Source organism: Parabacteroides sp. PM6-13, assembly GCF_029892605.1.
Taxonomy (GTDB): domain Bacteria; phylum Bacteroidota; class Bacteroidia; order Bacteroidales; family Tannerellaceae; genus QVMG01.
This window is the reverse complement of the sequence record NZ_JARXWF010000011.1, coordinates 143,167-170,062: the sequence shown is the minus strand read 5'-3', so window position 1 is coordinate 170,062 and position 26,896 is coordinate 143,167. Positions and strand designations below refer to the sequence as shown.

21 protein-coding genes are annotated in these 26,896 nt (G+C 46.0%); 13 read left to right on the top strand and 8 right to left on the bottom strand.

Going from position 1 to position 26,896, the window contains the following annotated elements:
- Positions 1 to 101: 101 nt before the first annotated feature.
- Both panD and panC read right to left on the bottom strand, forming a co-directional pair.
- Positions 102 to 452 (bottom strand): aspartate 1-decarboxylase, encoded by a 351-nt coding sequence (panD, locus tag M2134_RS11810; RefSeq protein ID WP_280751206.1) that lies wholly within the window; start codon positions 450 to 452, stop codon positions 102 to 104.
- 10 nt (positions 453 to 462) lie between these two features.
- Positions 463 to 1,305, bottom strand: a complete 843-nt coding sequence (gene panC / locus M2134_RS11805; RefSeq protein ID WP_280751207.1) for a pantoate--beta-alanine ligase — start codon at positions 1,303 to 1,305, stop codon at positions 463 to 465.
- Positions 1,306 to 1,406: 101 nt separating this feature from the next.
- Here panC and M2134_RS11800 point away from each other — a divergent pair, with 101 nt between their 5' ends.
- Together M2134_RS11800 and M2134_RS11795 are read left to right on the top strand one after the other, a co-directional pair.
- On the top strand, positions 1,407 to 2,225 hold the full coding sequence (locus M2134_RS11800) for a glycogen/starch synthase (RefSeq protein WP_280751208.1): 819 nt from the start codon (positions 1,407 to 1,409) through the stop codon (positions 2,223 to 2,225).
- Between the two features lie 10 nt (positions 2,226 to 2,235).
- A complete protein-coding gene (locus M2134_RS11795; RefSeq protein WP_280751209.1) occupies positions 2,236 to 3,585 on the top strand; it encodes a DUF4270 domain-containing protein in 1,350 nt (449 codons plus the stop codon).
- An 85-nt stretch (positions 3,586 to 3,670) separates the two neighbouring features.
- Here M2134_RS11795 and M2134_RS11790 read toward each other — a convergent pair whose 3' ends face one another.
- Together M2134_RS11790 and M2134_RS11785 are read right to left on the bottom strand one after the other, a co-directional pair.
- On the bottom strand, positions 3,671 to 5,338 hold the full coding sequence (locus M2134_RS11790) for a formate--tetrahydrofolate ligase (RefSeq protein WP_280751210.1): 1,668 nt from the start codon (positions 5,336 to 5,338) through the stop codon (positions 3,671 to 3,673).
- 84 nt (positions 5,339 to 5,422) lie between these two features.
- Positions 5,423 to 7,084: an AMP-binding protein gene (locus tag M2134_RS11785; RefSeq protein WP_280751211.1), complete on the bottom strand. Its 1,662-nt coding sequence runs from the start codon at positions 7,082 to 7,084 to the stop codon at positions 5,423 to 5,425.
- 251 nt (positions 7,085 to 7,335) lie between these two features.
- Here M2134_RS11785 and M2134_RS11780 point away from each other — a divergent pair, with 251 nt between their 5' ends.
- From M2134_RS11780 to M2134_RS11735, 10 genes are all read left to right on the top strand, one after another.
- A complete protein-coding gene (locus tag M2134_RS11780; protein ID WP_280751212.1) occupies positions 7,336 to 7,584 on the top strand; it encodes a type II toxin-antitoxin system ParD family antitoxin in 249 nt (82 codons plus the stop codon).
- Positions 7,577 to 7,873, top strand: a complete 297-nt coding sequence (locus M2134_RS11775) for a type II toxin-antitoxin system RelE/ParE family toxin (RefSeq protein WP_280751213.1) — start codon at positions 7,577 to 7,579, stop codon at positions 7,871 to 7,873. Before M2134_RS11780 ends, M2134_RS11775 begins: the two co-directional genes overlap by 8 nt.
- Positions 7,874 to 8,100: 227 nt before the next feature.
- Positions 8,101 to 10,485, top strand: a complete 2,385-nt coding sequence (gene hypD, locus M2134_RS11770; protein WP_280751214.1) for a trans-4-hydroxy-L-proline dehydratase — start codon at positions 8,101 to 8,103, stop codon at positions 10,483 to 10,485.
- On the top strand, positions 10,485 to 11,396 hold the full coding sequence (locus tag M2134_RS11765; RefSeq protein WP_280751215.1) for a glycyl-radical enzyme activating protein: 912 nt from the start codon (positions 10,485 to 10,487) through the stop codon (positions 11,394 to 11,396). The genes hypD and M2134_RS11765 overlap by 1 nt, the downstream gene beginning before the upstream one ends.
- 935 nt (positions 11,397 to 12,331) lie before the next feature.
- Complete coding sequence (locus M2134_RS11760; RefSeq protein ID WP_280751216.1) at positions 12,332 to 13,159, top strand: ABC transporter ATP-binding protein; 828 nt, start codon at positions 12,332 to 12,334, stop codon at positions 13,157 to 13,159.
- Between the two features lie 12 nt (positions 13,160 to 13,171).
- The gene (locus tag M2134_RS11755) at positions 13,172 to 13,861 is read left to right on the top strand and encodes a hypothetical protein (RefSeq protein WP_280751217.1); all 690 of its coding nucleotides are present in this window, start codon (positions 13,172 to 13,174) and stop codon (positions 13,859 to 13,861) included.
- Positions 13,858 to 14,556: a hypothetical protein gene (locus M2134_RS11750; protein WP_280751218.1), complete on the top strand. Its 699-nt coding sequence runs from the start codon at positions 13,858 to 13,860 to the stop codon at positions 14,554 to 14,556. The genes M2134_RS11755 and M2134_RS11750 overlap by 4 nt, the downstream gene beginning before the upstream one ends.
- Positions 14,553 to 14,924: a GntR family transcriptional regulator gene (locus M2134_RS11745; protein ID WP_280751219.1), complete on the top strand. Its 372-nt coding sequence runs from the start codon at positions 14,553 to 14,555 to the stop codon at positions 14,922 to 14,924. The genes M2134_RS11750 and M2134_RS11745 overlap by 4 nt, the downstream gene beginning before the upstream one ends.
- 195 nt (positions 14,925 to 15,119) lie before the next feature.
- The gene (locus M2134_RS11740) at positions 15,120 to 15,545 is read left to right on the top strand and encodes a hypothetical protein (protein WP_280751220.1); all 426 of its coding nucleotides are present in this window, start codon (positions 15,120 to 15,122) and stop codon (positions 15,543 to 15,545) included.
- Positions 15,546 to 15,678: 133 nt separating this feature from the next.
- Positions 15,679 to 16,185, top strand: a complete 507-nt coding sequence (locus M2134_RS11735; RefSeq protein ID WP_280751221.1) for a hypothetical protein — start codon at positions 15,679 to 15,681, stop codon at positions 16,183 to 16,185.
- Here the strand turns inward: M2134_RS11735 and M2134_RS11730 are convergent.
- Both M2134_RS11730 and M2134_RS11725 read right to left on the bottom strand, forming a co-directional pair.
- A complete protein-coding gene (locus tag M2134_RS11730) occupies positions 16,182 to 17,558 on the bottom strand; it encodes an MFS transporter (RefSeq protein ID WP_280751222.1) in 1,377 nt (458 codons plus the stop codon). The two genes, M2134_RS11735 and M2134_RS11730, sit on opposite strands and share 4 nt — an antisense overlap.
- Positions 17,559 to 17,719: 161 nt before the next feature.
- Positions 17,720 to 20,257 (bottom strand): cellulase N-terminal Ig-like domain-containing protein, encoded by a 2,538-nt coding sequence (locus M2134_RS11725; protein ID WP_280751223.1) that lies wholly within the window; start codon positions 20,255 to 20,257, stop codon positions 17,720 to 17,722.
- A gap of 433 nt (positions 20,258 to 20,690) precedes the next feature.
- Between M2134_RS11725 and M2134_RS11720 the strand changes: the two genes are divergently transcribed.
- Entirely contained in the window at positions 20,691 to 22,784 is a 2,094-nt protein-coding gene (locus tag M2134_RS11720; RefSeq protein WP_280751224.1) for an ATP-binding protein, read from the top strand.
- On the opposite strand, the gene M2134_RS11715 is transcribed toward M2134_RS11720, so the two are convergent.
- Together M2134_RS11715 and gcvP are read right to left on the bottom strand one after the other, a co-directional pair.
- On the bottom strand, positions 22,777 to 23,517 hold the full coding sequence (locus M2134_RS11715; RefSeq protein WP_280751225.1) for a helix-turn-helix transcriptional regulator: 741 nt from the start codon (positions 23,515 to 23,517) through the stop codon (positions 22,777 to 22,779). The genes M2134_RS11720 and M2134_RS11715 overlap by 8 nt on opposite strands.
- 504 nt (positions 23,518 to 24,021) lie before the next feature.
- Positions 24,022 to 26,874, bottom strand: a complete 2,853-nt coding sequence (gcvP, locus tag M2134_RS11710; protein WP_280751226.1) for an aminomethyl-transferring glycine dehydrogenase — start codon at positions 26,872 to 26,874, stop codon at positions 24,022 to 24,024.
- Positions 26,875 to 26,896: the final 22 nt, after the last annotated feature.

The window sequence follows — 26,896 nt, the reverse complement described above, 5'->3', positions numbered from 1 at the left end:
TGACCCTTATTTACTTGCATGATTTATTCTTTGACAAAAAAAGCCTGCCGGAATGATTGGCAGGCTTTATGATATGAGTTGTTTGTACTAACTATATCGACTTAGACCAATCTGTTTGTTGCCGTGTCCGGAAATATCACTGAAGGCTTAAAGGTTTTAGCCTCTTCAAAATCCATCAACGCGTACGACATGATAATGATAACGTCACCCGGCTGAACACGTCGGGCGGCCGCTCCGTTGAGACAGATGACCCCGGATCCGCGTTCGCCTTTGATCACATAGGTGTCAAAGCGCTCTCCGTTGTTATTGTCTACGATAGATACCTTTTCGTTAGCAATCAGATTGGCGGCATCCATCAGATCTTCGTCTATGGTGATGCTTCCAATGTAATTCAAATTGGCTTCGGTTACCGTAACCCGGTGAATTTTTGATTTAACGATTTCTATAAACATCCTCTTGTTATTATTTATACCGTATGTTATCGATTAGGCGAACTTCGCCACAAAAAACAGTAATACATCCTACGATAGAATCGGTGTCAGACCAATGCTGAATGGATTCCAAGGTGTTCCCGTCAACTATTTCAAAGTATTCGACGCGCATTTCCGGTGTTCGGTTGAGTGTATCTACAACATAATCAATCACCTCTTGCACCCCTTTTTCGGGTACAAAGTTAAGTGTTTCTTTTAATGTGCGTGCAATCAACGGCGCTTTTTGACGTTGTTCAGGTGTTAAACGCGTATTTCGGCTGCTCATAGCCAGTCCGTCCGCTTCCCGCATGATCGGGCAGGCGACGATGCGAATGGGCAGGTTTAATTGCGTTGTCATGACGCGGATAATAGCCAACTGCTGGAAATCTTTCTCTCCAAAATAGGCGGTGTCGGGCGCTACGGCATAGAACAATTTGCTTACGATCTGCGCCACACCATTGAAGTGACCCGGGCGATGTGCCCCTTCCATCACTTCGGCTATCCGTCCGAATTCGAACACACGGGTATCAGCCTCCGGATACATTTCTTCCACCGAGGGGGCGAAGACGTAATCGCAGCCGGCTTGTTCCAACAGGGCACAATCGGCATCGAGGGTACGGGGATAGGTTTCCAGGTCGCGTTTGTCATTAAACTGAGTCGGATTGACAAATACACTGACCACACACACATCGTTCTCTTTACGGCAGGCATCGACCAAACTAATGTGACCGGGATGAAGAGCGCCCATCGTGGGGACCAGCCCGATCGTCTTGTTTTGAAGCCTTTCTTTTTCTAAATAATCATTAAGATTGGCTTTAGAATATAGGATTTTCATCTGAAAGAAGCTTAAATGAGGGTGCAAAGCAAGTAAATAATTACCGTAAATGAAAGAAAAATGTTATCTTTGTGCGATTTTACAAAAAATGAACGTATAGAATGGATGCAAAAAAGATCTTGTATATCAATCAAGAAATCTCTCCCTACCTTCCTGAATCAGAGATAGCGACAATCTCAAGAAATCTACCTCAAGGCATACAAGAACGTGGCCGCGAAATTAGAACATTCATGCCAAAGTATGGTAACATCAATGAAAGACGCAACCAATTACATGAAGTGATCCGCCTTTCCGGTATGAATCTGATCATTGATGATACCGATCATCCGCTGATTATCAAGGTAGCTTCCATTCAATCGGCTCGTATGCAGGTGTATTTTATTGACAACGAAGACTTCTTCCAGCGCAAGAACACGCTGGTGGATGACGAAGGCAATGAATATGTCGACAACGATGACCGCTCGATTTTCTATGTGCGTGGCGTACTGGAAACGGTTAAGAAGCTCCGCTGGATTCCCGATATTATCCATTGTCACGGATGGATATCGGCTCCGACAGGCCTCTATATCCGTCGCATGTACGCGGATGATCCCTGTTTGAAAGACGCGAAAATCGTCTATTCAATCTACAATGATGAGTTTTCTGTTCCGCTGAGGAAAGAATGTCCCGATAAGTTGATTATGGATGGGGCAACAGAAGATGACGTAAAAGGATTAAGAGAAGATACCAGTTTTTTGGGGATAAGCAAGATGGCTATTGATTTTGCGGATGGTGTGATTCAGGGAAGTGAGCATGTGCATGCGGATCTGCTTTCTTATGCCTCGGCAAATGGCAAACCATTTTTAGGCTATCATTCCCCCGATACTTACATTGACGCTTTTAATGACTTTTACGATGTGGTGTTAGAATCAAACAAGTAACAATCAACAAATGAACAAAAAGCATTTTATACTTGGATTATGCCTGACGTTATTTATGCTGGGCAGCTGTGATGATGAGTTAAGCAAGGTGGGAACGAGTATTCAGGGAGAAGGCGATAAGATCTCCGTATCCGTTGATTCGTTTAAGATAGAAGCATCGACTGTCAAGATGGAGTCGGTGTATGCCAAGTCTGATACGGGGCTTTTAGGTGAGTTCTATGATCCTCTCTACGGCACCTTGGTGTCGGATTATATCTGTCAGTTCTATTGTCCGGAAGGATACACATTCGAGCATACGCCCATGGAAGGCAAGATTGACTCCGTGGATTTCCGTATTTACTACAGCTCCTGGATTGGTGACTCTTTAGCGCCTATGCGTGTTCAGCTTTTCCCTGTCGTAACTCCTTTGGAAAAGAATTATTATACCGATATCAATCCGGACGATTATGTGGATCGGAAACAGGTGTTAGGCTCACAAACCTATACGGTTTATGATGTTTCTGTGCCCGACTCCGTACGCAATAGCGACGAAGGTTTTTATCCGAATATACGCATTCGTATGTCGGAAGCTATTGGGCAGAAAATCTATGACGAGACTGTCAACAACCCCTCTTCGTTTGTCGATCAGGATGCCTTTAACCGGTTCTTCCCGGGATTGTATGTAACGACCACTTTTGGTTCGGGGGCTATCTTCGGTGTCGACCTCTCTTTGATGACTATTTATTACAAGTATGTAGGCAAAGGGGCGCAGAATCAGGATACGATTATTCAGGCTACCGAGATATTTAATATCACCAAAGAGGTGATCCAGCTCAATCGCTTTAAGAATACCGACATGAGCGAGCTGCTTGAGCCGAGCGAAAAATATATGTATATGAAAACACCGGCTGGGGTAGGGTGTCGCTTGGTGATTCCGGCGAAAGAGATTGCTCCGCTTATCGACGGCCGTATCCTGAACAATATGCCATTAACATTGCGCGCCTATCCGTCGGAAGACTATGAGTATGCGTTGAATATGCCCTCACAATTATTGTTGTTGCCGGAAGATTCGGTGAAGACCTTCTTTGAAAAGAACAAGGTGAACGATGGGGTAACCTCTTTTCTTGCGACGTTGGATACGGATGATCGAACCTATGCTTTTGGCAATATCTCAAATGTATTGAAGAAACATGTTGAGAGTGCCCCGAATGAAGACCTGACATTGATGGTGTTCCCGGTAAATACGAAAGTGGAAAGTAATTATTACGGCTCGTATGTGACGGCTGTTTCTCATTATCTTTATCCCTCCGGCTTGAAGCTGCGCAAGGACGACGAAGCCATGAGAACCGGAACTACCTCCAGTAAATACGGTAATCGGTAAGAGCACTATCGAATATATAAAACTTAAAAAAAAGAGTCACTTCCATAATAGAGGTGACTCTTTTTTTATGACTAAACGTCTCGTATTAGCTTAGTCCTTCTACGAGTCCGTCGACAATGTCGATATGTTTGGCTTGCGGTTCCTTGGGAAGTCCCGGCATACGCATAATCTCACCCATGATAACGACGAGCATTTCTGCACCGTTGTTGATGATAATGTCACGCACTTTCAACTCGAAATCACGAGCTACACCGTAGGCTTTCGGATCCGAGGAAAAGGAGTATTGCGTCTTGGCGATACATATCGGGTAATGGGAAATGCCCAGGCTCTCGATCTGTTTCAGCTTTTTATCGGCCAGTGTGGTGTAGGTCACCAAGGAGGCTCCGTAGATGTTTTGGGCCACTTGCTGTACCTTCGTGCGCACGTCGTCACCATCTTTGTAGCTGTATTGCAATTCGGTAGGGGGGGTATTCGCTATCGTGTCTACTACCAGCCGCGCCAGTTCCTCTCCGCCTTTACCGCCTTCGGCAAATACATCATTCACGGCAAAGCCCACTCCCTGCTCGCGGCAATGGTCGGCCACCAACTGGATCTCGTCGTCGGTGTCGGTCGTAAACCGGTTAAAGGTGACGACCACCGATTGTCCAAAGCTTTTGATGTTTTCAATATGCTTATCCAGATTAGCCAGGCCGCTAACCAGTCCTTCCCGGTTTGGCTCCTTGATTTTATTTTCTGCCACACCGCCATGCATTTTCAAGCTCTGCGAAGTCACAACAATCACCGTCAGCTTAGGCGAGAGGCCTGCTTTACGGCATTTGATATTAAAGAATTTCTCCGCACCCAGGTCGGCGCCGAATCCGGCTTCTGTCACTACATAGTCGCCATAGGTTAAGGCCATTTTGGTCGCCAATACCGAGTTGCACCCATGCGCGATGTTCGCAAAAGGCCCTCCGTGCACAAACGCCGCCGTGTTTTCGGTGGTCTGCACCAGGTTCGGGCGCAAGGCATCTTTCAATAATACGGTAATGGCACCGGCTATGCCCAGGTCATTCACCGTAAAAGGCTGATCATCGTTGGTGTACCCTAAAAGGATATTTCCCACCCGTCGCTTCAGGTCATCCAGGTCGGAAGCCAGGCAAAGAATCGCCATGATTTCCGAGGCCGGTGTGATGTCGAATCCGGTCTCCGTCGGGACACCATTCGCTTTTCCGCCCAGGCCGGAGACGATGTTGCGCAAGCTGCGGTCGTTCACGTCTAATACACGCTTCCATTTGATCTCTTTCAATCCGTCGCAGCTGTTTTGCGTCTGATAGATATAGTTGTCCAATAGGGCGGTAATCGTGTTATGTGCCGAAGTGATCGCATGGAAGTCGCCGGTGAAATGCAGGTTGATATTTTCCATCGGAAGCACCTGTGAGTAGCCCCCTCCGGCCGCTCCTCCCTTCATGCCGAAGACGGGACCTAAGGAGGGCTCCCGCAACGCCACGATGGCTTTCTTCCCGATTCGGTTCAATCCCAAAGCCAGACCGATGGAAACCGTCGTCTTACCGATCCCGGCTTTCGTGGGTGTGATGGCTGTTACCAGGATGAGGTTGTGCTGTTTGATCTTTTCTTCATCGATCAGGTGAAGGGGGATCTTGGCCATATAACGACCGTAGTTCTGCACCTCTTCCCGCGGTATGCCTAATTCTTTAGCTATCTCTTTGATTTTCTTAAGAGGAGACTCTCTCGCAATGACAATGTCTGTTTTCATAGCTTTTTTTGCTTTATATACGCAACGCCCTTAGCTGTTAAGTAAGGGCGTTGCGCGTGATAACTTATTTAACTTCTCTAACTATTATTCCTCTTTCGGTTGATACAGATAGCGCTTAATACTTCTTTTCGGTGTTTTCTCAAATTCTTCGTCAAACAACCGGTATTCGCTTACCTTGCTATATGCCGGAATCAGCGTATTTAGTTTCACTATGTTTGCCTGCATCTGCTTTTCAACCTCTTCATCCGTTATGCCTAAGCTTTCGATCCGATCCAGGTCCGGATAGATCAAGGCAACGATCTTTCCTTTCTCGGAGATAACAATCGATTCGCTCACATAAAGCATATTGTTTAGTTTGTCTTCGATCTCTTCCGGGTAGATGTTCTGTCCGTTTGAGCTTAGGATAAGCGATTTGCTGCGTCCTTTGATATAGAGGAATCCATCTTTGTCCAAGGTGCCCAGGTCGCCTGTGCGCATCCAGCCGTCGGCCATCATCACCTCTTCGGTGGCTGTCGGGTTCTTGTAATAACCCAGCATCACATTCATGCCTCGCACCAGGATTTCACCTACTTCGTTCTCCGGATCGGATGAGTCGATCATCACCTCCATGCGATCGACAATCTCGCCCACGGAGGCCATCTTAAAGGAATCCCACTGCGTGTAGGCAATCAGCGGTCCACACTCGGTCATGCCATACCCCACCGAATAGGGGAATTTCACCTTGCGCAGGAACTCTTCGACCTCCCGGTTTAATGCGGCTCCCCCGATCACCACCTCCCATAGGTTGGCGCCAAAGGCGGCTTTTAATTTATTACCTACTATATTCAATATAATGTTCCGAAGCCCGGGTACTTTTAAGAGGATACTGATTGCCGGTTTCTGAAGCATAGGGAATATCTTGTTTTTGACAATCTTCTCAATGATCAGCGGCACAGCCAGGATCAACGGTGGCTTGATGGTCGAGAAGGCATCGATAATAATCTTCGGACTCGGCGTGCGGCTTAAGAAATGGATATGGCATCCCAGGTTGATGGAGTTGAGTACCTCAAAAGCCAACCCATACATATGCGCCATGGGCAACATACAAACAATCGTATCCCCCGGATGAATGCCCGGAAGCCGGTCGTATGCCATTTGTGTGTTGCTCCACAGGCTGCGGTAGGGTAGCATAACACCTTTGGAGAAACTGGTCGTTCCGGAGGTGTAGTTAAGCACCGCCAATTCCTCGGGCTCTTCTTCGTGCATAACCAGGTCGTTCGGTCCATACCCCGTCGGGAATTTCTCTTGGAAACGAGCCTCTATGTTTTTCTGTACTTCGGGAAGTCCTTCGTTCTTGCTTGCCAAGATAGAGAAATCGTCCATTAATATGATCATCTGCAGGTGGGTGATTTCCGCGCTGTTCATTCCCTCCCAGTTGTGAGAGGCCACGATAAGCGCCTTGGCTTCCGAGTGATTCACGATATGATGAATGCTCTCCGGCTTAAAATCATGCAAGATAGGAACAATCACCGCCCCATAGGCCAGGGTGCCGAAAAAGCAAATGGCCCAATGCGAAGAGTTACGTCCGACAATGGCTACTTTATCTCCTTTTTGTATGCCGGCCTCTTCCAAGAGAATACGAAACTTCTCAATCTCTTCTGCAAAGTCCTTGTAATAGAATGTCTTTCCTTTATAATCCGTAAACGCGGGAAGATCCCAGTTTTTCCGAATACTATTCCCTATAAGTCCTAAGAAGCGTTTTTCCATCTTTTATCTTTATAAAATTAATATCTCTATCGTATATGTGCGGAGTTGGTTCGCAAGATAGCTATTAAAACGCATATACACTACATATTATAATTAGAAAAAGTGTTGATTTGTTCACGATGATAAGAAAATAGGGGATAGAATGACACAAAGTACCCTGTCCGGCAAGATGTATAGATTTGTAACAAATGTTATCATATTATTATTTGCAGTGTTACCAAATATTGGTAACTTTGTAAAAATAGAAAATTATGGGAAAAAATACATCGGTAGCGCTTGGAGACTATTTCGAAGGTTTTGTTGAAAGCCAGATCACGCAAGGCCGCTATAAAAATGCCAGCGAAGTAATACGCGCGGGATTGAGATTGTTGGAAGAGGAGGAGAATCGTGCAATCGCTCTAAAAATGGCTGTGCAGGAGGGATTCGACAGTGGGAGAGCTGTCCATTTTGACCCGGAAAAACATCTGCAATCGCTCAAAGCGCAAAGACGGGATGGCTAAATATCGATTCACTAATAAGGCTGTTGATGATCTATCTGATATCTGGAATTATACGATAGATGTGTGGTCAGAAAGGCAGGCAGATCTATATTACCGAATGTTGATCGAATTTTGTCAAGAGATAGCCAATAACCCCACATTAGGTAAGAGCTACGAGGATATCTCTGAAAATTTATTTGGATTCATCGCCAATAAACATATCATATTTTACCGAATCATTTCACAAGATGAAGTGGAGATTAGTAGGATTCTACATGGCAGTATGGATTTGAAGAATAGAATGGGATAATAAAAACTCTCTCAAAAAATAAAAAAACCAAAAACGCTTGCTTATTCCCTGAAAGTGTTTATGTTTGCATCGGTTAATAATACGCATATCTATGCTGATAAAAGGATATAGAAAACTTTTTAACTGCCTGATGTTCTATCACTAATCAGGTCTCCTCCCTTTTGCCCCCCTCTTTTCCGCGGGGCTTATCTTGTTTTCTATTATTCATTCATTTATTTTTAGTTACCATGCATACGTCTGAAATGGCCGGTATGAATGAACGTATCAGCCGATTACGCAAACAAACATTCGAAACACAACCTTCTCTTTCGATTGAAAGAGCTCTTATAGAAACACGTTTTTACAAAGAAAACGAGGGCAAATACCCCATCCCTGTCTTACGCGCGCTAAACTTTCTGGAAATCTGTAAACAAAAAACTATTTACATTGGTGATGATGAACTGATTGTCGGAGAGCGGGGACCGGCTCCTAAGGCGGTACCTACTTTCCCGGAACTTACCTGTCACAGTGTGGAAGATCTGCAAATCCTCAACAGCCGGGAACTGCAACGATACACCATCAGTCAGGAAGATATCGACACTTATGCCCGTGAAGTGATTCCTTACTGGAAAGGACGTACCCAACGGGAACGCATCTTCAACCATGTACCGGAAGAATGGCGTAAGGCTTACGAGAACGGTATGTTCACGGAGTTTATGGAACAACGGGCACCGGGACACACTTCGCTGGATAAGAAGGTGTACCAATATGGCCTGTTAGACCTGAAAGAACGCATTGCCGGCGAATTGAAGAAGCTTGATTTCCAAAATGACCCGGAAGCTACCGACCGTCAGGAGGAGTTGACAGCTATGTCGATCTCCTGTGATGCGGCTATTATCTTTGCCGAGCGGCATGCTGACCTGGCTGAACAGATGGCTGCCGAAGAGAAGAATCCGAAGCGGGCTGCCGAATTGCGGAAAATAGCGGAAGTATGTCGCTGGGTTCCGGCTCACGCGCCCCGCACCTATTGGGAAGCCATTCAGATGTATTGGTTCGTACACCTGGGTACCATTACGGAGCTGAACGGATGGGATGCCATGAATCCGGGGCATTTCGATCAGCACCTGGCACCTTTCTACGAAAAAGAGGTGGCCGAAGGTTCCCTGACCCGCGACGAGGCCAAAGAATTGATGTCGTGCTTCTTTGTCAAGGTGAATAACCATACGGCTCCGCCGAAGGTAGGTATCACCGCCAAAGAAAGTGGAACATACAACGACTTCACCAACCTCAACATCGGAGGCATCCGTGCCGACGGCCGCGATGGGGTTAGCGAAGTCTCCTATATTATGCTCGAAGTGGTGGAAGAACTGCATATCCTGCAGCCGGGCAGCTCTATTCATATCAGCGCGCGTACGCCCGACCGGTTCCTGAAGGCCGGTTGCAATGTGATACGCAAAGGACATGGCTATCCTTCGGTGTTTAATCCCGATGTCTACGTGCAGGAGCTCGTGCGACAGGGGAAAACCCTGGAAGATGCCCGCGAGGGAGGATGTAGCGGATGTATCGAAGTAGGCGCTTTCGGAAAAGAGGCCTATGTATTGACCGGTTACCTGAATGTGCCTAAAATATTAGAGGTAACACTCCACAACGGTGTGGATCCCGTTTCCGGCGAAAAGGTAGGGATTGAGACCGGCGATCCGACCAGTTTCCGTACGTATGACGAATTGTACGCGGCATTCCTTCTGCAACTCAACTATTTTGTGGATATGAAAGTCCGTGTCAGCAATTATATCGACCGGATGTTTGCCAAATATGCCCCAGCTCCTTTCCTTTCGCTTTTCATCGACGATTGCATCGCCAAAGGGAAAGACTATTATAATGCCGGAGCACGCTACAATACAACCTATATCCAATGCACCGGATTGGGCACGATTACTGACAGCCTGAGCAGCATCAAGAAGCATATTTTCGAAGACAAGCGCTTCACTATGCAGGAGATGTTGTATGCAATCGACAGCAATTTTGAAGATATGGAGCCGATGCGTCAGACGATCCTAAACCGCACGCCGTTCTTTGGCAACAACGATCCGTATGCCGATGAGATTGCGGTGCAGGTCTACAACGACCTCTATGACGCGATCGAAGGACGCCCCAACACCAAAGGGGAGTGTTTCCACCTGAATATGCTTTCGACCACCTGCCATGTCTATTTCGGCAAGGTAATGAATGCTACGCCAAACGGACGCATGGCCCACAGAGCCATCTCTGACGGCACATCGCCTTCACACGGAGCAGACCGCAATGGTCCTTCGGCGGTGATTCAGTCACTGGGCAAGCTCGACCAGGCAAAGAGTGGTGGGACGCTACTCAATCAACGCTTCCTGCCCAGCCTGTTGAAGAAAGAGGAAGATATAAACAAATTATGTTCGCTTATCCGAAGCTATTTCGCCCTGGGCGGACATCATATCCAATTCAATATTGTCGATACCCAAACACTGCTTGACGCGCAGAAACGTCCGGAAGAATACCGTGATCTATTGGTGCGCGTGGCGGGCTACAGCGATTACTTCAACGACATGAATGAAGACCTGCAAGCCGATGTGATCATGCGTACCGAACAGGAAGAGTTTTGATGACAGCGACTATTTTCGACATTAAGCGATACGCTATAAACGACGGGCCGGGCATCCGTGTTACACTCTTTTTCAAAGGATGCCCCTTGGCCTGTGTTTGGTGTCATAATCCGGAAGGTATCTCCCCCCGTAAAGAGAAGCTGTACACCCGAAAGAAGTGCCTGGGCTGCCAACTCTGTGTAGAGAAATGCCCGGAGAACGCCTTGTCCTTGACCTCCGAAGGTATACTGACCGATCCGGCTAAATGCACGGTTTGCGGCATCTGCGCCGACCACTGTCCCTCGCTGGCCATGCAACTGTCCGGAGAAGAGTACACCATCGATCGGTTGATGCAGGAGATTGAGAAAGAGACCCTGGTGATGGATCAGTCGGGTGGGGGAGTTACTTTTAGCGGTGGTGAACCCTTTATGCAACCGGATGCCCTGTTGGAACTACTGAGAAGATGTGGCAAACAAGGTATTCACCGAGCAATCGATACGACGCTCTTTGTGAAGGCGGATCTCTTGAAAGCGGCCATTCCGGAGACCGATCTGTTTATGGTTGATCTGAAACAGATGGATTCCTCCAAGCATCAGTATTTCTGTGGAACACCCAACGAGCGCATTCTGGCGAATATCCGCCTATTAGCCTCTTCCCAGGCGGAGTATATGATCCGTATCCCCTTGATAGAAGGGGTGAATGCGGACGAGGAAAACATAAAAGAAACAGCTATGTTTCTGGCTTCGCTCGACCGGAAACCACAGTGCGTAGACCTCCTGCCTTACCACGACATCGGTCGCAGCAAGCACGATAAACGCGGAACCACCTACAACCCGGTGCATATCCCTATGCAAGCCCCTTCGGAAGAGAAGCTGGCACGTTGTCGCGAGCTGTTCGAAAAACACGGGATCGCGATCCATATCGGAGGATAACCCAATAATCTTTTCTGCAATTCAATGACTTCTCGGTTTATCCGGTGAATGCGTGTTTTTTTGCTATGTATGGTTAAGTTGGAGAAGGGAGAAGGGAGAAGTTGGCATTGATGACACCGGGGTTTTTCTTCAAATAGGAGAAGATGGGAAGGATTGTGGGTATACCGAAATACCTATCCATTTTCCAAAATTTGACTTTATTTATAAGACTGAAGGTCACGAGCCCGAAGGGCTGAGTCCCAGCTGGACGAAGATTTAGCCCATGGGTAAGCAGGCCGGAGGTCTGCGCCACCCTGGGTATCATGACAATACAATAAGTCGAGTTCTGAAGGAACGATAGATAGTATGATAGGATACATGGTGATAGCGCCTGTGAATAGTGCTTTTCTTCTTTCGTTCTTACAGAACTCATTTTTATATATCCATGGAATCCCAGGGTTGCGCAGACCTCTGGCCTGCTTACCCGTGGGCTAAGTCTTCGTCCCACTGGGACTCGGCCCTTCAGGCCCGCTGTGGCCTTCAGCCATGAATATATATATTCCTACCTTCCCATCTTACCGAATTTGAAGACACTCCCTTTCTCCTTTCTCCTATTTCCTTTCTCCTTCCAATTTTCCCAAATTCGAAGATTTCCAATTTGACCAAATTGCTTTACGCTGCGCTAAGCGAAACTTACATTTTGTCAAAAACGCCCGACTATTTTTCCAAAAACGTAGGGGTATTTAAAATTAGTCCCGCGAGTAACACTTTTTAACGTATCATATTGTAAAGTAAAAATGCCTTTTTGATTACATATTGTCAAATGGGTGTTGGGCGAATTATTTGTATTTTTTTGCTTCTGAGGGTGGAAAAAAATGAAGAAATGTTTGGTTGTTTCAAAAATAGATGTACATTTGCGGTGTACTAATTAACTAATACACTAAAATGTTTATTATATGATCCAATTAAGAGAGGTAAGCTTTGCTTATAAAAGAAACACTCCGGTACTTGATAAACTAAGTCTGCAGATGACTCCCGGGCATATTTACGGGCTATTGGGCAAGAACGGAGAGGGGAAGACAACACTATTGCATGTATTGTGTGGGTTGTTGTTTCCGCAACAGGGCGATTGCCATGTGATGAATTATGTGCCAAAAGAAAGGGCGGTAGGATTTCTGCAACAAATCTATTTGTTGCCGGAAGAGGTGAGCCTGCCGGATGTCACGGTCGTGGAATATGGTCGTATGTATGCGCCTTTCTTTCCCAATTTCCGGAAAGATATATGGGACACCTGTATCGAATCGTTTGAAATAGAGACCAACAAGCGGATGTCGAAGATGTCGCTGGGACAACGCAAAAAGGCAGCGATCACGCTGGCGCTGGCTGCCCATACCCCTTTGTTATTGATGGACGAACCGACTAACGGGTTGGATATACCGTCGAAAGCCGTTTTCCGCCGCCTGGTGGCGTCGAGCATGAACGAGGAACAGACGGTGATCATCTCCACACATCAGGTGCGCGACCTGGAGAGTCTGATCGATTCGGTCTTGATTATGGAGCGGCGGCGTATTCTTCTGAATAGTCCTTTAGACGAAGTTTCGAAGCGTCTGTTTTTCCGTCCGGTCACTGCCGACGACAACGTGTTCTACACGGAACAGACACCGATGGGCACGATAGGCGTAGGCGAAAATGTCTTGAATGAAGAGACGCCTGTTTCCCTCGAACTCCTGTTTCAGGCTGTTACCCAACAGCCAAAAGAAATCAATCGAATATTCACCCGTTAAACGGAAGCGACGATGAATGCTGAATTCAATATAAAACGTGTCGGTTGGATCTTACGCGCTGATTGGAAAGAATATACAAAACTGATTTCTTTAGCAGTTTGTATGATAGTTCCTTCTTTACTTGTGATGCGGTCGGGAACAGAGCCTTCCCAGTTTACAGGTTTGTGGTTTGGATTGTTTTTGACCTTGTTTGTATATCAGAATTATGTCGATAAAAAAATACATCATTCCAAAGGCCTTTGGTTGACACTGCCGGCGACAACGCTGGAAAAATATGTTGCTCTGTTAATAGCCGGCATCGCATATGTTAGTGCATTTTTATTCCTTTTTCACCTCGCTCGTTTCGTGCTCTATTTGTTGCAAGATATACCTATTTATTCCATAAAGCAACTCGCAGAGCCTTTGAAAGGATTTGGTTTTATAACCTTCCATTTTGCTTACTATTTAATGATAACGACGATTTTTAGAAAAAAGGCACTGGGAATTGCTTTCTTGATAGAAGCTTTATTCTTAGGTGGTGTGGCCTTTGTTGCTGATTATCTGATGAATGCTCGTTGGGAAATCTACACAATGGGGTCTGTATTCCGAGTATTTGATGCCCTATATTATTTCTTAGGGCAACAGGCGAATATCATCTTTTATCTATTTGCTCTCCTTTTCTTGTATATCGGCTACGTACAACTTAAAAAACAACAACGATGAACAATATATTTGATTTTAAGCGTCTTGGTCTGGTTTTGAAAATCGACTGGATAGAACATAAGAAACTGTTTCTGATTAGTGCCGGCCTGTTATTGGCAGCTTACCTCTTATTGATGTGGAATGATTTTACAGGTGATCGGGTAAATCTCTTCTGGTTTGGAATCACTATTTTCTTATTAAGCTATTTGTCTTATGTCGGTAAGAAAATTCACTACGGAAAAGGATTATGGCTCACCTTGCCTGCTACTACATTAGAGAAGTTTGTTGCATTATTGATCTATGGTTTTTTCTATGTTGGTGCCTTTATCCTGGTCTATTGGATTTCTGTCGGGGTCGCCTATTGGTTTAACAACGTGCCTATGGTGTCGCTTGAAGAATTAACCTATCCGATGAGAGGTTTTGGCGTCATCACCTTCCATACCGCCTATTTCTTCCTGGGGTATGTGCTTTTCCGGAAATATGCGTTGGGTATTGCCATAGCCGTGGAAGCGCTTGTGATCGGACTGTTTGCCCGTCTTCTGTTCTATACAATAAAGGGGCCTTTAGCTGATATCAACAGCGGAACACGAACTTATGAAACGATAGAAAATATCCTATACTTCCTGGGCGATCATTATAATACGATCCTATATGTCTTCTCTATTCTTTTATTCTACGCGGCGTATGTCCGGCTAAAAAAGACGCAGATCCGATGAATTATACAAACAACCAATCGATATTCCTCCAGATTGCCGACCGGATATGTGATCGTATCCTCGCTGGAGAGTACAAAGCCGACGAGCGTATCCCTTCGGTACGCGAACTGGCTGTTGAGATGGAAGTGAATCCGAACACCGTGATGCGCTCTTTTGAGCGTCTGCAGGCCAATGAGATTATCTATAATAAGCGGGGACTTGGTTATTACGTATCGCCCTCGGCGGGGGAAGAGATCCGAAAGATGCGCTACGCGCAATTTATGGAAGAGAGCCTGCCTACCCTATTCAAGGAGATGCAACTACTGGGCGTAAGCGTAGACGATCTATCGAAAGCGTACGAGGCTTACATAAGTCAAAAGCTACTTTAACATATTTTTAACCATCACTCTATCGGTTTGATCTATAAGCGGATACAATGCTAAATAAAGAAATATTTCCGCAATTCTGTTTCTCTCATGCATCGAAAATAAAAAACTTGCATCTTGTCTATAGAAAGGCAAAAAGATTGTTAGGTATTTTATTTATTAAAAACCTTATGGTGTATAGGCGAACCGTATGAGATTATGAAAAAGTTGATGTTGGCGTTGTGTGCAGTAGCTGTACTGTTTACTGCTTGTGAAGATGATGACAATAACAAAACCGAAAACAGCGTAAAATTAGCGAAGACCGAAGAGACAGTGAAAGCGGAAGCTTCTGAAGTAAAGGTTGACGCGACCAGCGAAGCCGATTGGTGGATCGATGGTGTATCCGTAAAGATTGGTGAAGACGAAGCGGAGTATGTAGAAAACACCGCGAAAGCCGATACGATCGAAGGCGATTGGTTCCGGGCTATCCGCCAGGAAGATGGGAAAGCACTTGTATTGCAAACCATCCCTAACAACGGTGACGAAAGAAAATTAGCCGTAGCGGTTACCTCCTCTGAAGATGCCGCGCCGGTAGAATTCGTCCTGACGCAAGAAGCTAAAGTGGAAGAGATCCAAGAGAAATAATAGGAATTAAGGTATTAGTCTATGTGTAAAAAGAGAGGTCATTTGGCCTCTCTTTTTCTGTGTACATACTATTCTTTGCGCGGAAAGCCGTAACTTGCAAGCCGAATTAATTAAAAAGAAAACAGCTCTACTTATGAGATCCCTAAAAATAATATCGCTATGGTTGCTTCTTCTTGCCGTTTTCTCTTCCTGTCAGAAAGAGCGGATAGGCTCATACGACTGGTTTGAAACGGTGAATCAAGATGTCGATAATCCCGTGAACAGCGTTCCCTGGCTGAATGAAGCGAAGAACAACTTGAAAGCCTATCTCGATAAGAACCTGGATTTCTATAACCGGGTCGACTATACGAGTGGGATCTCCTACCCTCGTAGCTTTATCGATTCCTACGCCTACCAAGGGGAAACCTATTATTACCTCTATATCCAAGATGTATCCGGTGCCAACGACCCGGCCTCTTCCTATTGGTTTGTGCCGATAGTGTACACAAGCGACGGGCAGGTCTATCTTGGCAATATCGATATCTTTGCTCCGGAACAACATAGCGAAGACGGTCAGCTCTTCTTTTCAAAAGCTGACCGTCTGCAACGTTTATGGAGTTATGAGCTTATCCGTTCCGAAGATGGATGCGGCTGTTTTTAAGCAACCTGTTTTCGATTATCCAATTTCTTTACCACGATTCCGTAAATAATCAGGGAAATGGCGGACACAAGAGCGATCGCTCCGAAGTAATACCAGATATAATGAGCATTTGCACTGGCTGCCTGCCACTCGGCATGGCTGTTGAACAGCATGGGTTCGGGGCAATATTTATTCAACAAAAAGCCCGACAGCCCGAATCCGAAGAGTGAAGATAGGAAAGAATGCAAATGGCTGAAGCCGAGATACAGTCCCTCTTCTCCTTTGGGTGCCTGCAGGGAGAAATATTCTAAGAAGCGGGGCGATATAAATGTTTCTGCCAATCCCTGAAACACAATACCCACCACCATCATAAAGGCCACCGGATGCATACCCAGAATCGTCTGCGAGGGATCCAACACATTGCCATACGCCATGCAAAGTGCCGACACCGGCATGATAAACATACCGAACGTCATCGAGGTAAGCGCCGTCTTTTTGCGCATAAGCTGCGTGACCAGGTTGACTGTCAAGACCACCACCAACGGGTTTACGTTGGCATACCAGGAGGGAGAGGCCCCTTCGCCTGCCAGACGCAAGACATATTTAGGCATGGTGGCATACAACTGCTGCTGCACCATCCAGAATCCAGTGATGATAAAGATCAGAATAATCAGACGTCCGTTGCTACATACCTTCACCAAGGAACGGAAAATATCGCGGAACGATTTGCCCTCTCCGGCATGTTGGGTGCTTTTATAGAAAAACCAGATGGCGATAAGCGCCAGGAAGGTCATGAAGGCTGAGAAGTAATTGAGTGTGATAAGCCCTTCGTTCCCCATGGCATCGCGCAAAGGTTTTACAATGGCTTTCCCCGAAAAAGCACCGATATTCACCATCGAATAGAAGATCGAGAATCCTTTGGCACGATTATCGGGTGTGGTCTCTTTCGCTACCGTGCCGGAAATCACACTTTTAATAAACGATCCGCCCAATACGATCAACGCCATAATGGGCAATATGCCATAGCGCGCGTTGCTTTCCAACAAACCGGTAAATTTGGTCGTCATCGAGTATTCTACCAATCCTGCCGACTCAAGCATTGTCGGAAACAGGCCGAGTCCCAGATACCCCAATGTCAATAACGAAAAGGCCAATAACATCGAGCTACGAAAGCCAATTTTATCCGCCAGGGCACCGGCAAAGGTAGGAAGTAAATAGAGGCAGGCAGAAAAGACGCCGGCGATGGAGGCTGCCTGAATATCATTGAATCCAAGAATTCTACTTAAATAAAGGGTGATGACAATAAATACGCCATAATAGGCGGCTCGCTCAAACAATTCAACAAGACATGCTACTTTAAAGGCTACACTCCACTGACTTTTAGTTTTTCCCATATTACTTTTGTATAAGATTATAATTATAAATGTGTTTTTCGTTTCCTGGAAAATGAGCTCAAAAATAGTACAGAATTCGCTTACATGCAAAAAAGAGAGGCCCAAATCAGGGCCTCTCTTGCTGAATATATGTGTCGTGAATGGATTTTCATCCTCTCTGATTACTCAGAAATGATGATGTTTTTGAAAGCACTTCCGAAAATCAGATAGGCGGTATTACCACCGATCGTTCCTTCGTTCTGTCCCCAAAGGAATGGCCAGTCGTCATAATTCTCAAAATGATCGGGGTGGCGGAACAGCAGTCCCGGTGCTACGTTGCCCGGAATGAAGGAGAAGTCGGCACGGTTGTTACCGTAGAAGACTGCCTTGGGGCGGGTAGCACCAACCGTTGCTACGAACGAATAATTATGGTAAGGATGGCAGCCAAACAACCAGTTGGTTGCTTTGAATGCATGCGCGACATCGATAATGTCCGGGAAATGCATGTTGGCAAAGCAGATAGTCGTACCAAAGCTAACGATGCCTCCGCTGCCTGCCCAGTTGCCTAGGCCAATAGGCAATCCGTACGGATTTTCTTTTTCAAGTCCTTCGATATACTCTTTGTATTTCACCATATAGGGACGAAGTTTCTCTTTGAAAGAGGCATCCATATGCGGTATAGCATGCAGAGCGGTCAGAATGGTGAAGCTTACGTTGCGATCGAGCGCAGGCCATAAGAGCTCCTGGAATTTATCGATATATTGTTGTTCACCGGTGGTGATATACAGTTGCAGATAGGTGGTCATATCAGCGCCTCCGCTACCCATCCGACCACCGCGCTCCGGCTGTTTTGCCAGCAGTTCGGTCGCCTCTTTCAATAGTCTTTTCGACTGTACCAAGGCTCTGGCGGAGAGGTCGTCGTTGAATCCTTCGAGGGCCCGGCTTGCCGCAGCAAACATCGTGGCGGCCCGCAGGTCGAGTCCCGGATTGCGGCTGGTAAAGGCCCACATATCATCCTTTACACCACTTCGCTTGCCGTCGCGAGACACTTCGTAGGGACCCAGGTTCGGATCGTAGATGCGGCCGTCGGTGATAGACGCGGCGTCGCCCAGGTGGTGGTAGTTGTCGAGCACCGAGTTGGAGAGGGTCTGCGCCATGTGTCCAAGGATCTCTGCCTGGGCAACCAGTTGCAAGGTACCGTGTTCGATAAACTGTAGGATGTCGGGCGCTCCGTCCGGACGGTGCAGGTCAACATAGCGTTGCTCCTGGCTGACAAACGTCTGGTCGCGCTGCGGTTTGAAGTATTCCCATGTTTGTACAAAATTCTGCACCACGCTGATGTTGGCTCCTGTCTCGATATCGAAGTCACCGGCATCGAAGAAACCGCCGATGTTCAATCCTGGTATATGTTCCAAGCCTTTGTATTTGGTGTCGGTGGTTGGACCCTGGCCATGCAGGTCGAAGTGGTCGGTATTGGGCGGAGCCTGCAGATACCCCTCTTTGAAGGGTTCGCCATGCCATACCCGGTAGGCCTCGTTCACAAACATATGATTCATGTGAATGGGGATCCAGATGTCGCTGGTAGCATCGGTGATCTTATTATACACGTTGTCTGCGATCAGGAAGTGGTTGGTCTGCTGGTTACCATATTTGATGTAATAAACACCGGGTGTATTAACCGCGGAAAAATCGAATGTCACATAGTGGTACTTATAGTAGTCACCCCATGATTCTACCTTGCCACTGAATACTTCGCTTGCTTTTCCTCCTTCGTCTACCTTATAGATAGAGGCTTTTGCCTGTGGTTTGTCTTTTTTGTCGAGCTCGATCACAGAGACCTTCTTTTGTGAAGGAATATAGCCCACTTGTGAGAAGCCGATATTGGGCTCTCTCGTCCAGTTGTCGATGGTATTCCCTTCGAGGTTCCAGGTCAATACCTTCCCGGTTTTGCCTGCCGGAAGCATACTGCGCACGACAAACCAGCCGTTTTGTGCCAGGATGCGGCCATCGTAAAGCGACAGATCGGTCTCCTCGGAAGTGATCTTTACCATACGTTCGGGCGAATCGGATGCCAATACGATCGTACGACCGGTTTCCAAAGGCAGCGGATCGATAAACCGACCGGTACCTCTGTCGTCGGAAGTGACATAGCCTTTGTATTGCTTAGGCTTTTCGCTGTTAGGACGCGTAACGGTATTGCCTACGGCATAACGCGGGATCAGGCTGGCACGCCCGTCCATCAGGTAGGTCTTGCCCCAATACTGCGACGGCAGGAACTCCAGGTTGAAGCCGGCAGCCTTTTCAAGAGCGGCGGGAACGGGTTTGTCGAGGTGAACAGCAATCTCCACCCCTTTGCCCTTGGCGGTGACAACTACGCGCGAATCAAAATTGTAATCCGGATAACTGAGTGTCACTTCGATGCTTTTTGCCTCTTTGTTCACCACCCGGTTTGTCATTTGAGGAACAAGGTCCCACTGTTCGGGGGTGTTAGAGAGTCTGACGGCACCTCCGGTCGATGTCCGCACACCATGGTGGATAAGCTCCAGACCGGCTGTCTTTTCATCGTTAAACCCGCCGGTAAACGGATTGTTATACACCAACACATTAAATCCTTGTGTTTCGAAATACTCAAGATCGTTGAGTATCAATTCCTTTTGCGCAGGCTCATGGCTGCACGCCGATAGGAATACAATGGCTAAAAAAAATAGTACTTTTTTCATAAACATTCATCTTGCTCCTGTTTGAGAGAGGAGCCTATGGTTTTTACTCTGAAATTAATTACAAATCACCCTTTTCCCGTAGGAAATACATCACAAACCAAAGAAAGCATGCCCAAACGAGACCTGCAAATTATTTTTGCATTTTTAACGAAATCAGGCCTGTAAGCAACGGTACGGTGGTGTTGACCGGCTAACAGATTCCTGTAACTATATGGTATTTTTAAGTACGTCAAACTGTTCTGTTCTCTCTACTTTTGTTTTTTAAATATTTCTGAATGTAAACCATTTGTTTGCAAGCTATAGTAACTGTAGAATATTATGTGAAATTGAATAGATCAATTTTGTTTAACTGTTTTTATAATTGCGCTGATAGTTAGAGGGGACTGGCTTTTTTGAGCCAGACATAAAAAGTCGAATTTCATTAATAATACTTATGAGCACTGATGCAAAATACCGTTTTAATAATGGTTATTTTTTAGAAAAAAAGAAAAGAAGTCTTCGGGAGTGCCTTTCGCAAGTTGCAGACCTGTTATTCTATTCAAAAGAGGATGCTGCCGTTACAGAAGCGTTAGCAGAGGTGCTTGCGTTTTTTGATGTAGAACGTGCTTATCTTGGTATTATTCATACCGAAGCTTCGCATATTTCTTTTGCTTACGAAGCCGTTTTGGAGGGTGTCGGAGGGGTAAAAAGCTTCTTTGATAAGTATTTTTCTTCTCATCTCAATTTGACGGCGGAGCAATTGCCCTGGTGGTTTTCACGCCTGAAGTCAGAGCAGGATATTGTTGTCAATAATCTTGATGATATTTCAATGGAAGCTTTAGGCTGTCTGGATTTGTTGGCGGCAAATAAAGTCCGTTCACTGTTATGCGTGCCTACTCGTCTTATGGGAACGAGTAATGGTTTTCTTTGTATAGAGACCACCTCTACAAGCAAACAATGGACAAATGAGGATATCGACAATCTCCATATATTGGCGAATTGTTTCTCCTATTTTGTTGAACGGGAAAGGCTCCGGGAGAAAATAAATCTCTCGGCGATGAAGGCGATGCAAAATGAGATCCTGCTTCAGATGGTCATCGAAAACATACCAGTCGGAATCGAGCTTTACGATAAAGACGGATACCTGGTCGACATCAATCCTACCGGACTTAATATCCTGGAGACTACCTCTGAAAAGGTTTTAGGTGTTAATCTGTTTGAGAATCCCACGATTTCCGACGAGAGTAAAATGCTTATACGGAAAGGGGAAAGGGCTTATTTTGAGAATCAATATGATTTTCAATTGGTGAAATCGACCTATTTCCAATCCGAAGCCCAAGTCGATTTTAAAAGCTTAGTCGGAGAAAACGTACCCTTAAAGGATGTTGAAGGGTCTATTTTTGGCTATCTGCAATTAGTATACGACAACACAGAGGACTTTAAGCGGAACGAAGAGATGAAAAGCATGTTGACCAAGCTGAAACTGGCTGTCGACACCGGCAAGTCTTTTATTTGGGAATACAATGTGAAAGAGGATACAGTCGCTATCGATTACTCGTTGTCTGATAGACAAAAAGTATGGGGGCGTAATGTGGACTCCATGAAAAGCCCCGGTGCTTCCTTTAAAAATCACCTTGAATTGATTCATCCGGATGATGTCGAACGTGTCTATGATCAAGGTTTTCGAATGTTGATTAAAGGGAAAATCAGTGAATTCAGAGCGACCTACCGTCAATGGATCAACAATGATTACTATTGGCTTACGACCAATTTTCATGTCTATAAATATAATTCGGATGGACAACCAAGCCATATTATCTGTTATTCTATTAATGTGACTGATCAGCAAGAGCTGGAGCTTGATTTGTTGCGGGCAAAAGAGGTGGATAAAATCAAATCTTCTTTTATAGAAAATATGAGCCATGAGATCCGGACACCTCTCAATGCCATCGTTGGTCTCTCCTGTTTTTTGGCTGAGACCTATGAATCCGAAGAAACCAGGGAACTGACAAACTGTATACAACTTAATAGCGAGCAATTGCTTCGTACGGTAGACGAAATGCTTTACTATACCCAGCTGGAAAGGGGAAATGTAGAATACCAATTAGAGGAGGTGGATGTCAAGCCTATCTGCCAAAGAGTAATAGAAAAATATCTACCCAAAACCTCTGCTGAGGTAACCTTGTCGTTCGACGAATCGCATCCCTCTGTTTTTTTGTATACGGATGCTGAAAAGCTGGAACAGCTGCTCTCTCAGTTGGTAGACAACGCGGTTAAGTATACACGTGAAGGGAGCATTGTGCTCACTTATGAAACAATCAGCAACCATACATTGCGGTTTGTTTTGGCCGATACGGGCATAGGCATGAGCGAAAAAGAGCAGGAGAGACTTTTTTATCCGTTCTATAAAGCAGAAAATTTCCATCAGGGAGTCGGATTGGGACTCTCTATCAGCAAATGGATAACAGAAGCTTTAGGCGGGAAGATTCGTGTCAAATCATTCCCGGGCAGAGGAAGTGTGTTCCACGTTGATTTGCCGCTCAAGTAAGCTCTGTTACCTTTCGGATTTCCCCCGGCGATTTTCCAAAATTGGTTTTATAAAAATCGTTGAACACCTGAACACTGGAGAAGTTATATTCGTAAGCGATTTCTTTAAAACTTTTGGTGCCTAACTCCAACTCCTGTTGGATAAGTATGATCTTTTGTTGTTTCATCCATTGGTAAGCAGGAATACCAAATACCTCCTTAAATCGATTACGAAAAGTAGAGGTTGAGTTATTCATGGCTTTCGCCAACGATTCAACGGTCTTATGTTGCATATGACGTTGATAAACATTCTCAATGAAAAGGAAATCACGTGTGACAACCCCTTTGAAAAGCGTTTTTATGTCATATGCGGAATAATATGCCTTGAATAAGAAAAACAATTCATTCACTTTCCCATTGAGGTATTTTTGACAAATTAATCCGTCGTTCATGCATATAAATAAATCTTCGATGAATCGCTTAATGGGTGTTTTTGTTTCAAGTGCTTGGGGTTCATCATCGCAGATAACCTCTGTGATCAATAAAGAGGATAATTGTCGGTAAAGTTGACTGTCCGACAAATAAAACAATCTGACAATAACCAATGTCGCAGCGGAAAGCGAGTTGCAAACTACCCGTTGTCCGACCGGAATGAAACAAAACATGCCCGAGGAGATTTTTAAATTCCGATAATGTGAATAGGAGTAGTCAATATCGCCCTCTACAACAAATATCAATTTGCTGTCTTGTGACATCCATTCCCATGTTTTCCCTTTATACAGTCTTTTAATTTCTACTACAGGCTTCTTGATATTACAATCACATGACCACCCCCATCTTTTACATAATACTCCCATTCGATACGTTGTCGTGTTAATGATACATGCTGTCTTCTATACTATGGCAAAAGAGACAAACATGTGTCTTTTTGTTACTTTTCTGTAAGTTTCTATCAAAGAAACGGTCAAAACTAAAAAAGCGCTGTGTATCATCCGGTTACACAGGTCGAATTACAGAAAAAGTCATAACGTATTACGAATAGTAAGGAATTGTCAGATCGTTGCAAAGCTTTTTGCGAGGTATTGATAAAAGCTTTCTCTATTTATATGAACAGGTTCTATGTGACATAACAGAGTCATCGTGCGGTCATAGAATACAAAAGGCACAGATCCCACAAATTTCACAGTCTTTTTTGTTTGTTATCCACAAATAAAACTGTGCAATCAGCGAAATCTGTGCCTTTCCTTATGCTTTATTTCTTATCCTTTACAAGCGCAAATGGTCGGCACCAGATTGCGGTCGCCGTAGGCATTGTCGACACGGGCTACATTGACCCAGAACTTGCCTTCATGCAACCATTCCAGCGGGAAAGCCGCTTTGCTGCGTGGGTAAGGATGGCTCCATTCGTCGGCTGTTACCTCGTATTCCGGATGTGGAGCATTCTTCAATACATTATCTTCTTTGTCGGCTTCGCCTTTCTCTACCTCTTCAATCTCTTTCCAGATGCAGTCGAGCACCTCAACAAAACGATCCAGTTCGGCTTTGCTTTCGCTTTCGGTCGGTTCGATCATCAGTGTGCCATGAACCGGGAAGGAGAGGGTAGGAGCGTGATAACCGAAATCGATCAAACGCTTAGCGATATCTGTTTCGTCGATGCCTGAGCGCTCTTTTACATTCCGGCATTCGAGGATCAACTCATGCCCTACGCGTCCGGTAGCACCGCTATAGACAATGCCATAGGTGTCTTTGAACTTCGCCGCCAGGTAGTTGGCATTGAGGATAGCCATTTGGGTTGACATCCTTAATCCCTCTTCACCGAGTAGGCGGATATAGGCGTAGGTGATGGCGATGATACCCGCACTGCCGTAAGGAGCTGCGGAAACGGTATTCAATTCACTGCCCCATACAACCGGGTGGGAGGGAAGAAACGGCACCAGATGTCCGGCTACACAGATCGGACCAACGCCCGGGCCGCCACCGCCGTGAGGCGAAGCAAATGTCTTATGCAGGTTCAAGTGGCATACGTCCGCACCGATGGTTCCCGGATTGGTCAGACCTACCTGGGCGTTCATGTTGGCACCATCCATGTACACCTGCCCACCGCAGTTATGCACGATCTCGCACATCTCTTTGATACATACTTCGAATATCCCGTGTGTAGAGGGATAGGTAATCATGGTCGCTGCCAGGTTGTCTTTGTTCGCTTCTGCTTTTTCGCGGAAATCATCCAGGTCAACATTACCGTTTTCGTCGGTTTTCACCGTCACGGTACTATATCCTGCCTGAATAGCACTTGCCGGGTTGGTTCCATGTGCGGAAGCCGGCAACAGAACAATGTTGCGATGTCCCTGACCAATGCTTTCCAGGTAAGCACGAATCACGCGCAATCCGGCATATTCGCCGGCTGCTCCTGAGTTGGGTTGCAGGCTGACACCCTTGAATCCGGTGATCTCTGCCAGATAGGCACACAGGTTTTCGATCATCTCTTTGTAGCCTTCTGTTTGATCTTCCGGTGCGTATGGGTGGATATTCTGGAACTCGGGACGGCTCAATGCCAGCATTTCAGAGGCGGCATTCAGCTTCATGGTACATGATCCCAAGGAGATCATCGATTGAGCCAATGAAATATCTTTGCGTCCCAGGCGGGTGATGTAGCGCATTAGTTCGGTTTCTGTCCGGTATTTTTTAAACACATCCTGTTCCATGAAGGAAGAGGTACGCGCGAATGCCTCGTCGAAATAATGTTTCGTTGGGATAGCCTCTTCGAGCATATAGTCTTTTCCGGCAGCTCCGGCAAAAATGTAAAGCAATACGCCGATATCGGTCGTCATCGTGGTCTCGTCCAGACTGATACCCACCACGCTTCCTTCGAAATAACGGAGGTTTACCTTGCACTCCAGGGCGATTTCGCGCAATACATTCACGGATACATGAGGCGGCAGTTCGATCTTTAGTGTATCGAAATAGTTTTTGTTCAACTGCTTGTAGCCAAGCTTTTCCAATTCGCCTGCGAGGAATCCGGCGGCGGCATGGATGCGTTCGGCTATGTTACGCAAGCCTTCGGCACCGTGATACACGGCATAAAAGCCTGACATCGTAGCCAACAGGGCCTGAGCCGTACAGATGTTCGAGGTTGCTTTCTCGCGTTTGATGTGCTGTTCACGCGTTTGAAGTGCCAGGCGGTAAGCCTCATGCCCGTAAGCATCTTTGGAAATACCGATGATACGTCCCGGCATAGCGCGCTTATACTCTTCTTTGCAGGCAAAATAAGCGGCAGACGGTCCGCCGTAGAACATCGGAATACCGAAGCGTTGGCTTGATCCGAACACCACATCTGCACCCCATTCTCCCGGAGGAGTGAGCAATACAAGACTCATCAGGTCGGCAGCTACAGCTACTTTTGTGCCGTTTTCGTTCGCCTTCGCGATGAAAGCTTTGTAGTCTTCGATGGATCCGTCGGCATTCGGGAATTGTACGATCGCGGCAAAAACATCCGGTGTCAGTTCGAATTGTTGATAATTACCGGTAACTACCTTGATCCCTTGCGGCAGCATACGCGTGTGTATAACGGCTAATGTGGAAACATATACTTTTTCATCGACAAAGACTGTGTTGGCCTCTGCTTTTACCTGCGCTCTCGAGCGTGAACCATACAACATGGTGATGGCTTCGGCAGCAGCCGTTGCTTCGTCCAATAATGAGCTGTTGGTCAGCGGCAGCGCAGTCAGCTCGCTAACCATGGTCTGGAAATTGAGCAATGCTTCCAGACGACCCTGGGAAATCTCTGCCTGATAAGGCGTGTAAGAGGTGTACCAAACAGGGTTTTCAAACACATTGCGTAGGATAGGTGCCGGGCAAACGGTGTCGTACCAGCCCATGCCTATATACGAAGTGAATATCTCATTCTTAGAAGCCAACTCACCTAAGTGTTCGGCCAGTTCACGTTCTGTCATAGGCTCCGGCAAGTTCATCGGTTCGCTCAGACGAATATTCGATGGTATGGTCTGATCGATCAACTGATCCAGTGATTCCGCGCCTACTGTTTCCAACATAGAAGGAATATCTTCCTCCGTAATGCCAATGTGGCGATTCGCAAATTTATTTGTGTCCATAAACTAAATAAGTTTTTTATAG

What these genes read in the sequence shown, in the direction of transcription:
- gcvP (WP_280751226.1), bottom strand. Translation starts at nt 26,874, where the DNA reads ATGGACACAAATAAATTTGCGAATCGCCACATTGGCATTACGGAGGAA.
- M2134_RS11785 (WP_280751211.1), bottom strand. Translation starts at nt 7,084, where the DNA reads ATGGAAAAACGCTTCTTAGGACTTATAGGGAATAGTATTCGGAAAAAC.
- M2134_RS11735 (WP_280751221.1), top strand. Translation starts at nt 15,679, where the DNA reads ATGAGATCCCTAAAAATAATATCGCTATGGTTGCTTCTTCTTGCCGTT.
- M2134_RS11725 (WP_280751223.1), bottom strand. Translation starts at nt 20,257, where the DNA reads ATGAAAAAAGTACTATTTTTTTTAGCCATTGTATTCCTATCGGCGTGC.
- hypD (WP_280751214.1), top strand. Translation starts at nt 8,101, where the DNA reads ATGCATACGTCTGAAATGGCCGGTATGAATGAACGTATCAGCCGATTA.
- M2134_RS11780 (WP_280751212.1), top strand. Translation starts at nt 7,336, where the DNA reads ATGGGAAAAAATACATCGGTAGCGCTTGGAGACTATTTCGAAGGTTTT.
- M2134_RS11750 (WP_280751218.1), top strand. Translation starts at nt 13,858, where the DNA reads ATGAACAATATATTTGATTTTAAGCGTCTTGGTCTGGTTTTGAAAATC.
- M2134_RS11760 (WP_280751216.1), top strand. Translation starts at nt 12,332, where the DNA reads ATGATCCAATTAAGAGAGGTAAGCTTTGCTTATAAAAGAAACACTCCG.
- M2134_RS11795 (WP_280751209.1), top strand. Translation starts at nt 2,236, where the DNA reads ATGAACAAAAAGCATTTTATACTTGGATTATGCCTGACGTTATTTATG.
- M2134_RS11720 (WP_280751224.1), top strand. Translation starts at nt 20,691, where the DNA reads ATGAGCACTGATGCAAAATACCGTTTTAATAATGGTTATTTTTTAGAA.
- panC (WP_280751207.1), bottom strand. Translation starts at nt 1,305, where the DNA reads ATGAAAATCCTATATTCTAAAGCCAATCTTAATGATTATTTAGAAAAA.
- M2134_RS11715 (WP_280751225.1), bottom strand. Translation starts at nt 23,517, where the DNA reads ATGTCACAAGACAGCAAATTGATATTTGTTGTAGAGGGCGATATTGAC.
- M2134_RS11740 (WP_280751220.1), top strand. Translation starts at nt 15,120, where the DNA reads ATGAAAAAGTTGATGTTGGCGTTGTGTGCAGTAGCTGTACTGTTTACT.
- M2134_RS11745 (WP_280751219.1), top strand. Translation starts at nt 14,553, where the DNA reads ATGAATTATACAAACAACCAATCGATATTCCTCCAGATTGCCGACCGG.
- M2134_RS11730 (WP_280751222.1), bottom strand. Translation starts at nt 17,558, where the DNA reads ATGGGAAAAACTAAAAGTCAGTGGAGTGTAGCCTTTAAAGTAGCATGT.
- M2134_RS11775 (WP_280751213.1), top strand. Translation starts at nt 7,577, where the DNA reads ATGGCTAAATATCGATTCACTAATAAGGCTGTTGATGATCTATCTGAT.
- M2134_RS11755 (WP_280751217.1), top strand. Translation starts at nt 13,172, where the DNA reads ATGAATGCTGAATTCAATATAAAACGTGTCGGTTGGATCTTACGCGCT.
- M2134_RS11765 (WP_280751215.1), top strand. Translation starts at nt 10,485, where the DNA reads ATGACAGCGACTATTTTCGACATTAAGCGATACGCTATAAACGACGGG.
- panD (WP_280751206.1), bottom strand. Translation starts at nt 452, where the DNA reads ATGTTTATAGAAATCGTTAAATCAAAAATTCACCGGGTTACGGTAACC.
- M2134_RS11800 (WP_280751208.1), top strand. Translation starts at nt 1,407, where the DNA reads ATGGATGCAAAAAAGATCTTGTATATCAATCAAGAAATCTCTCCCTAC.
- M2134_RS11790 (WP_280751210.1), bottom strand. Translation starts at nt 5,338, where the DNA reads ATGAAAACAGACATTGTCATTGCGAGAGAGTCTCCTCTTAAGAAAATC.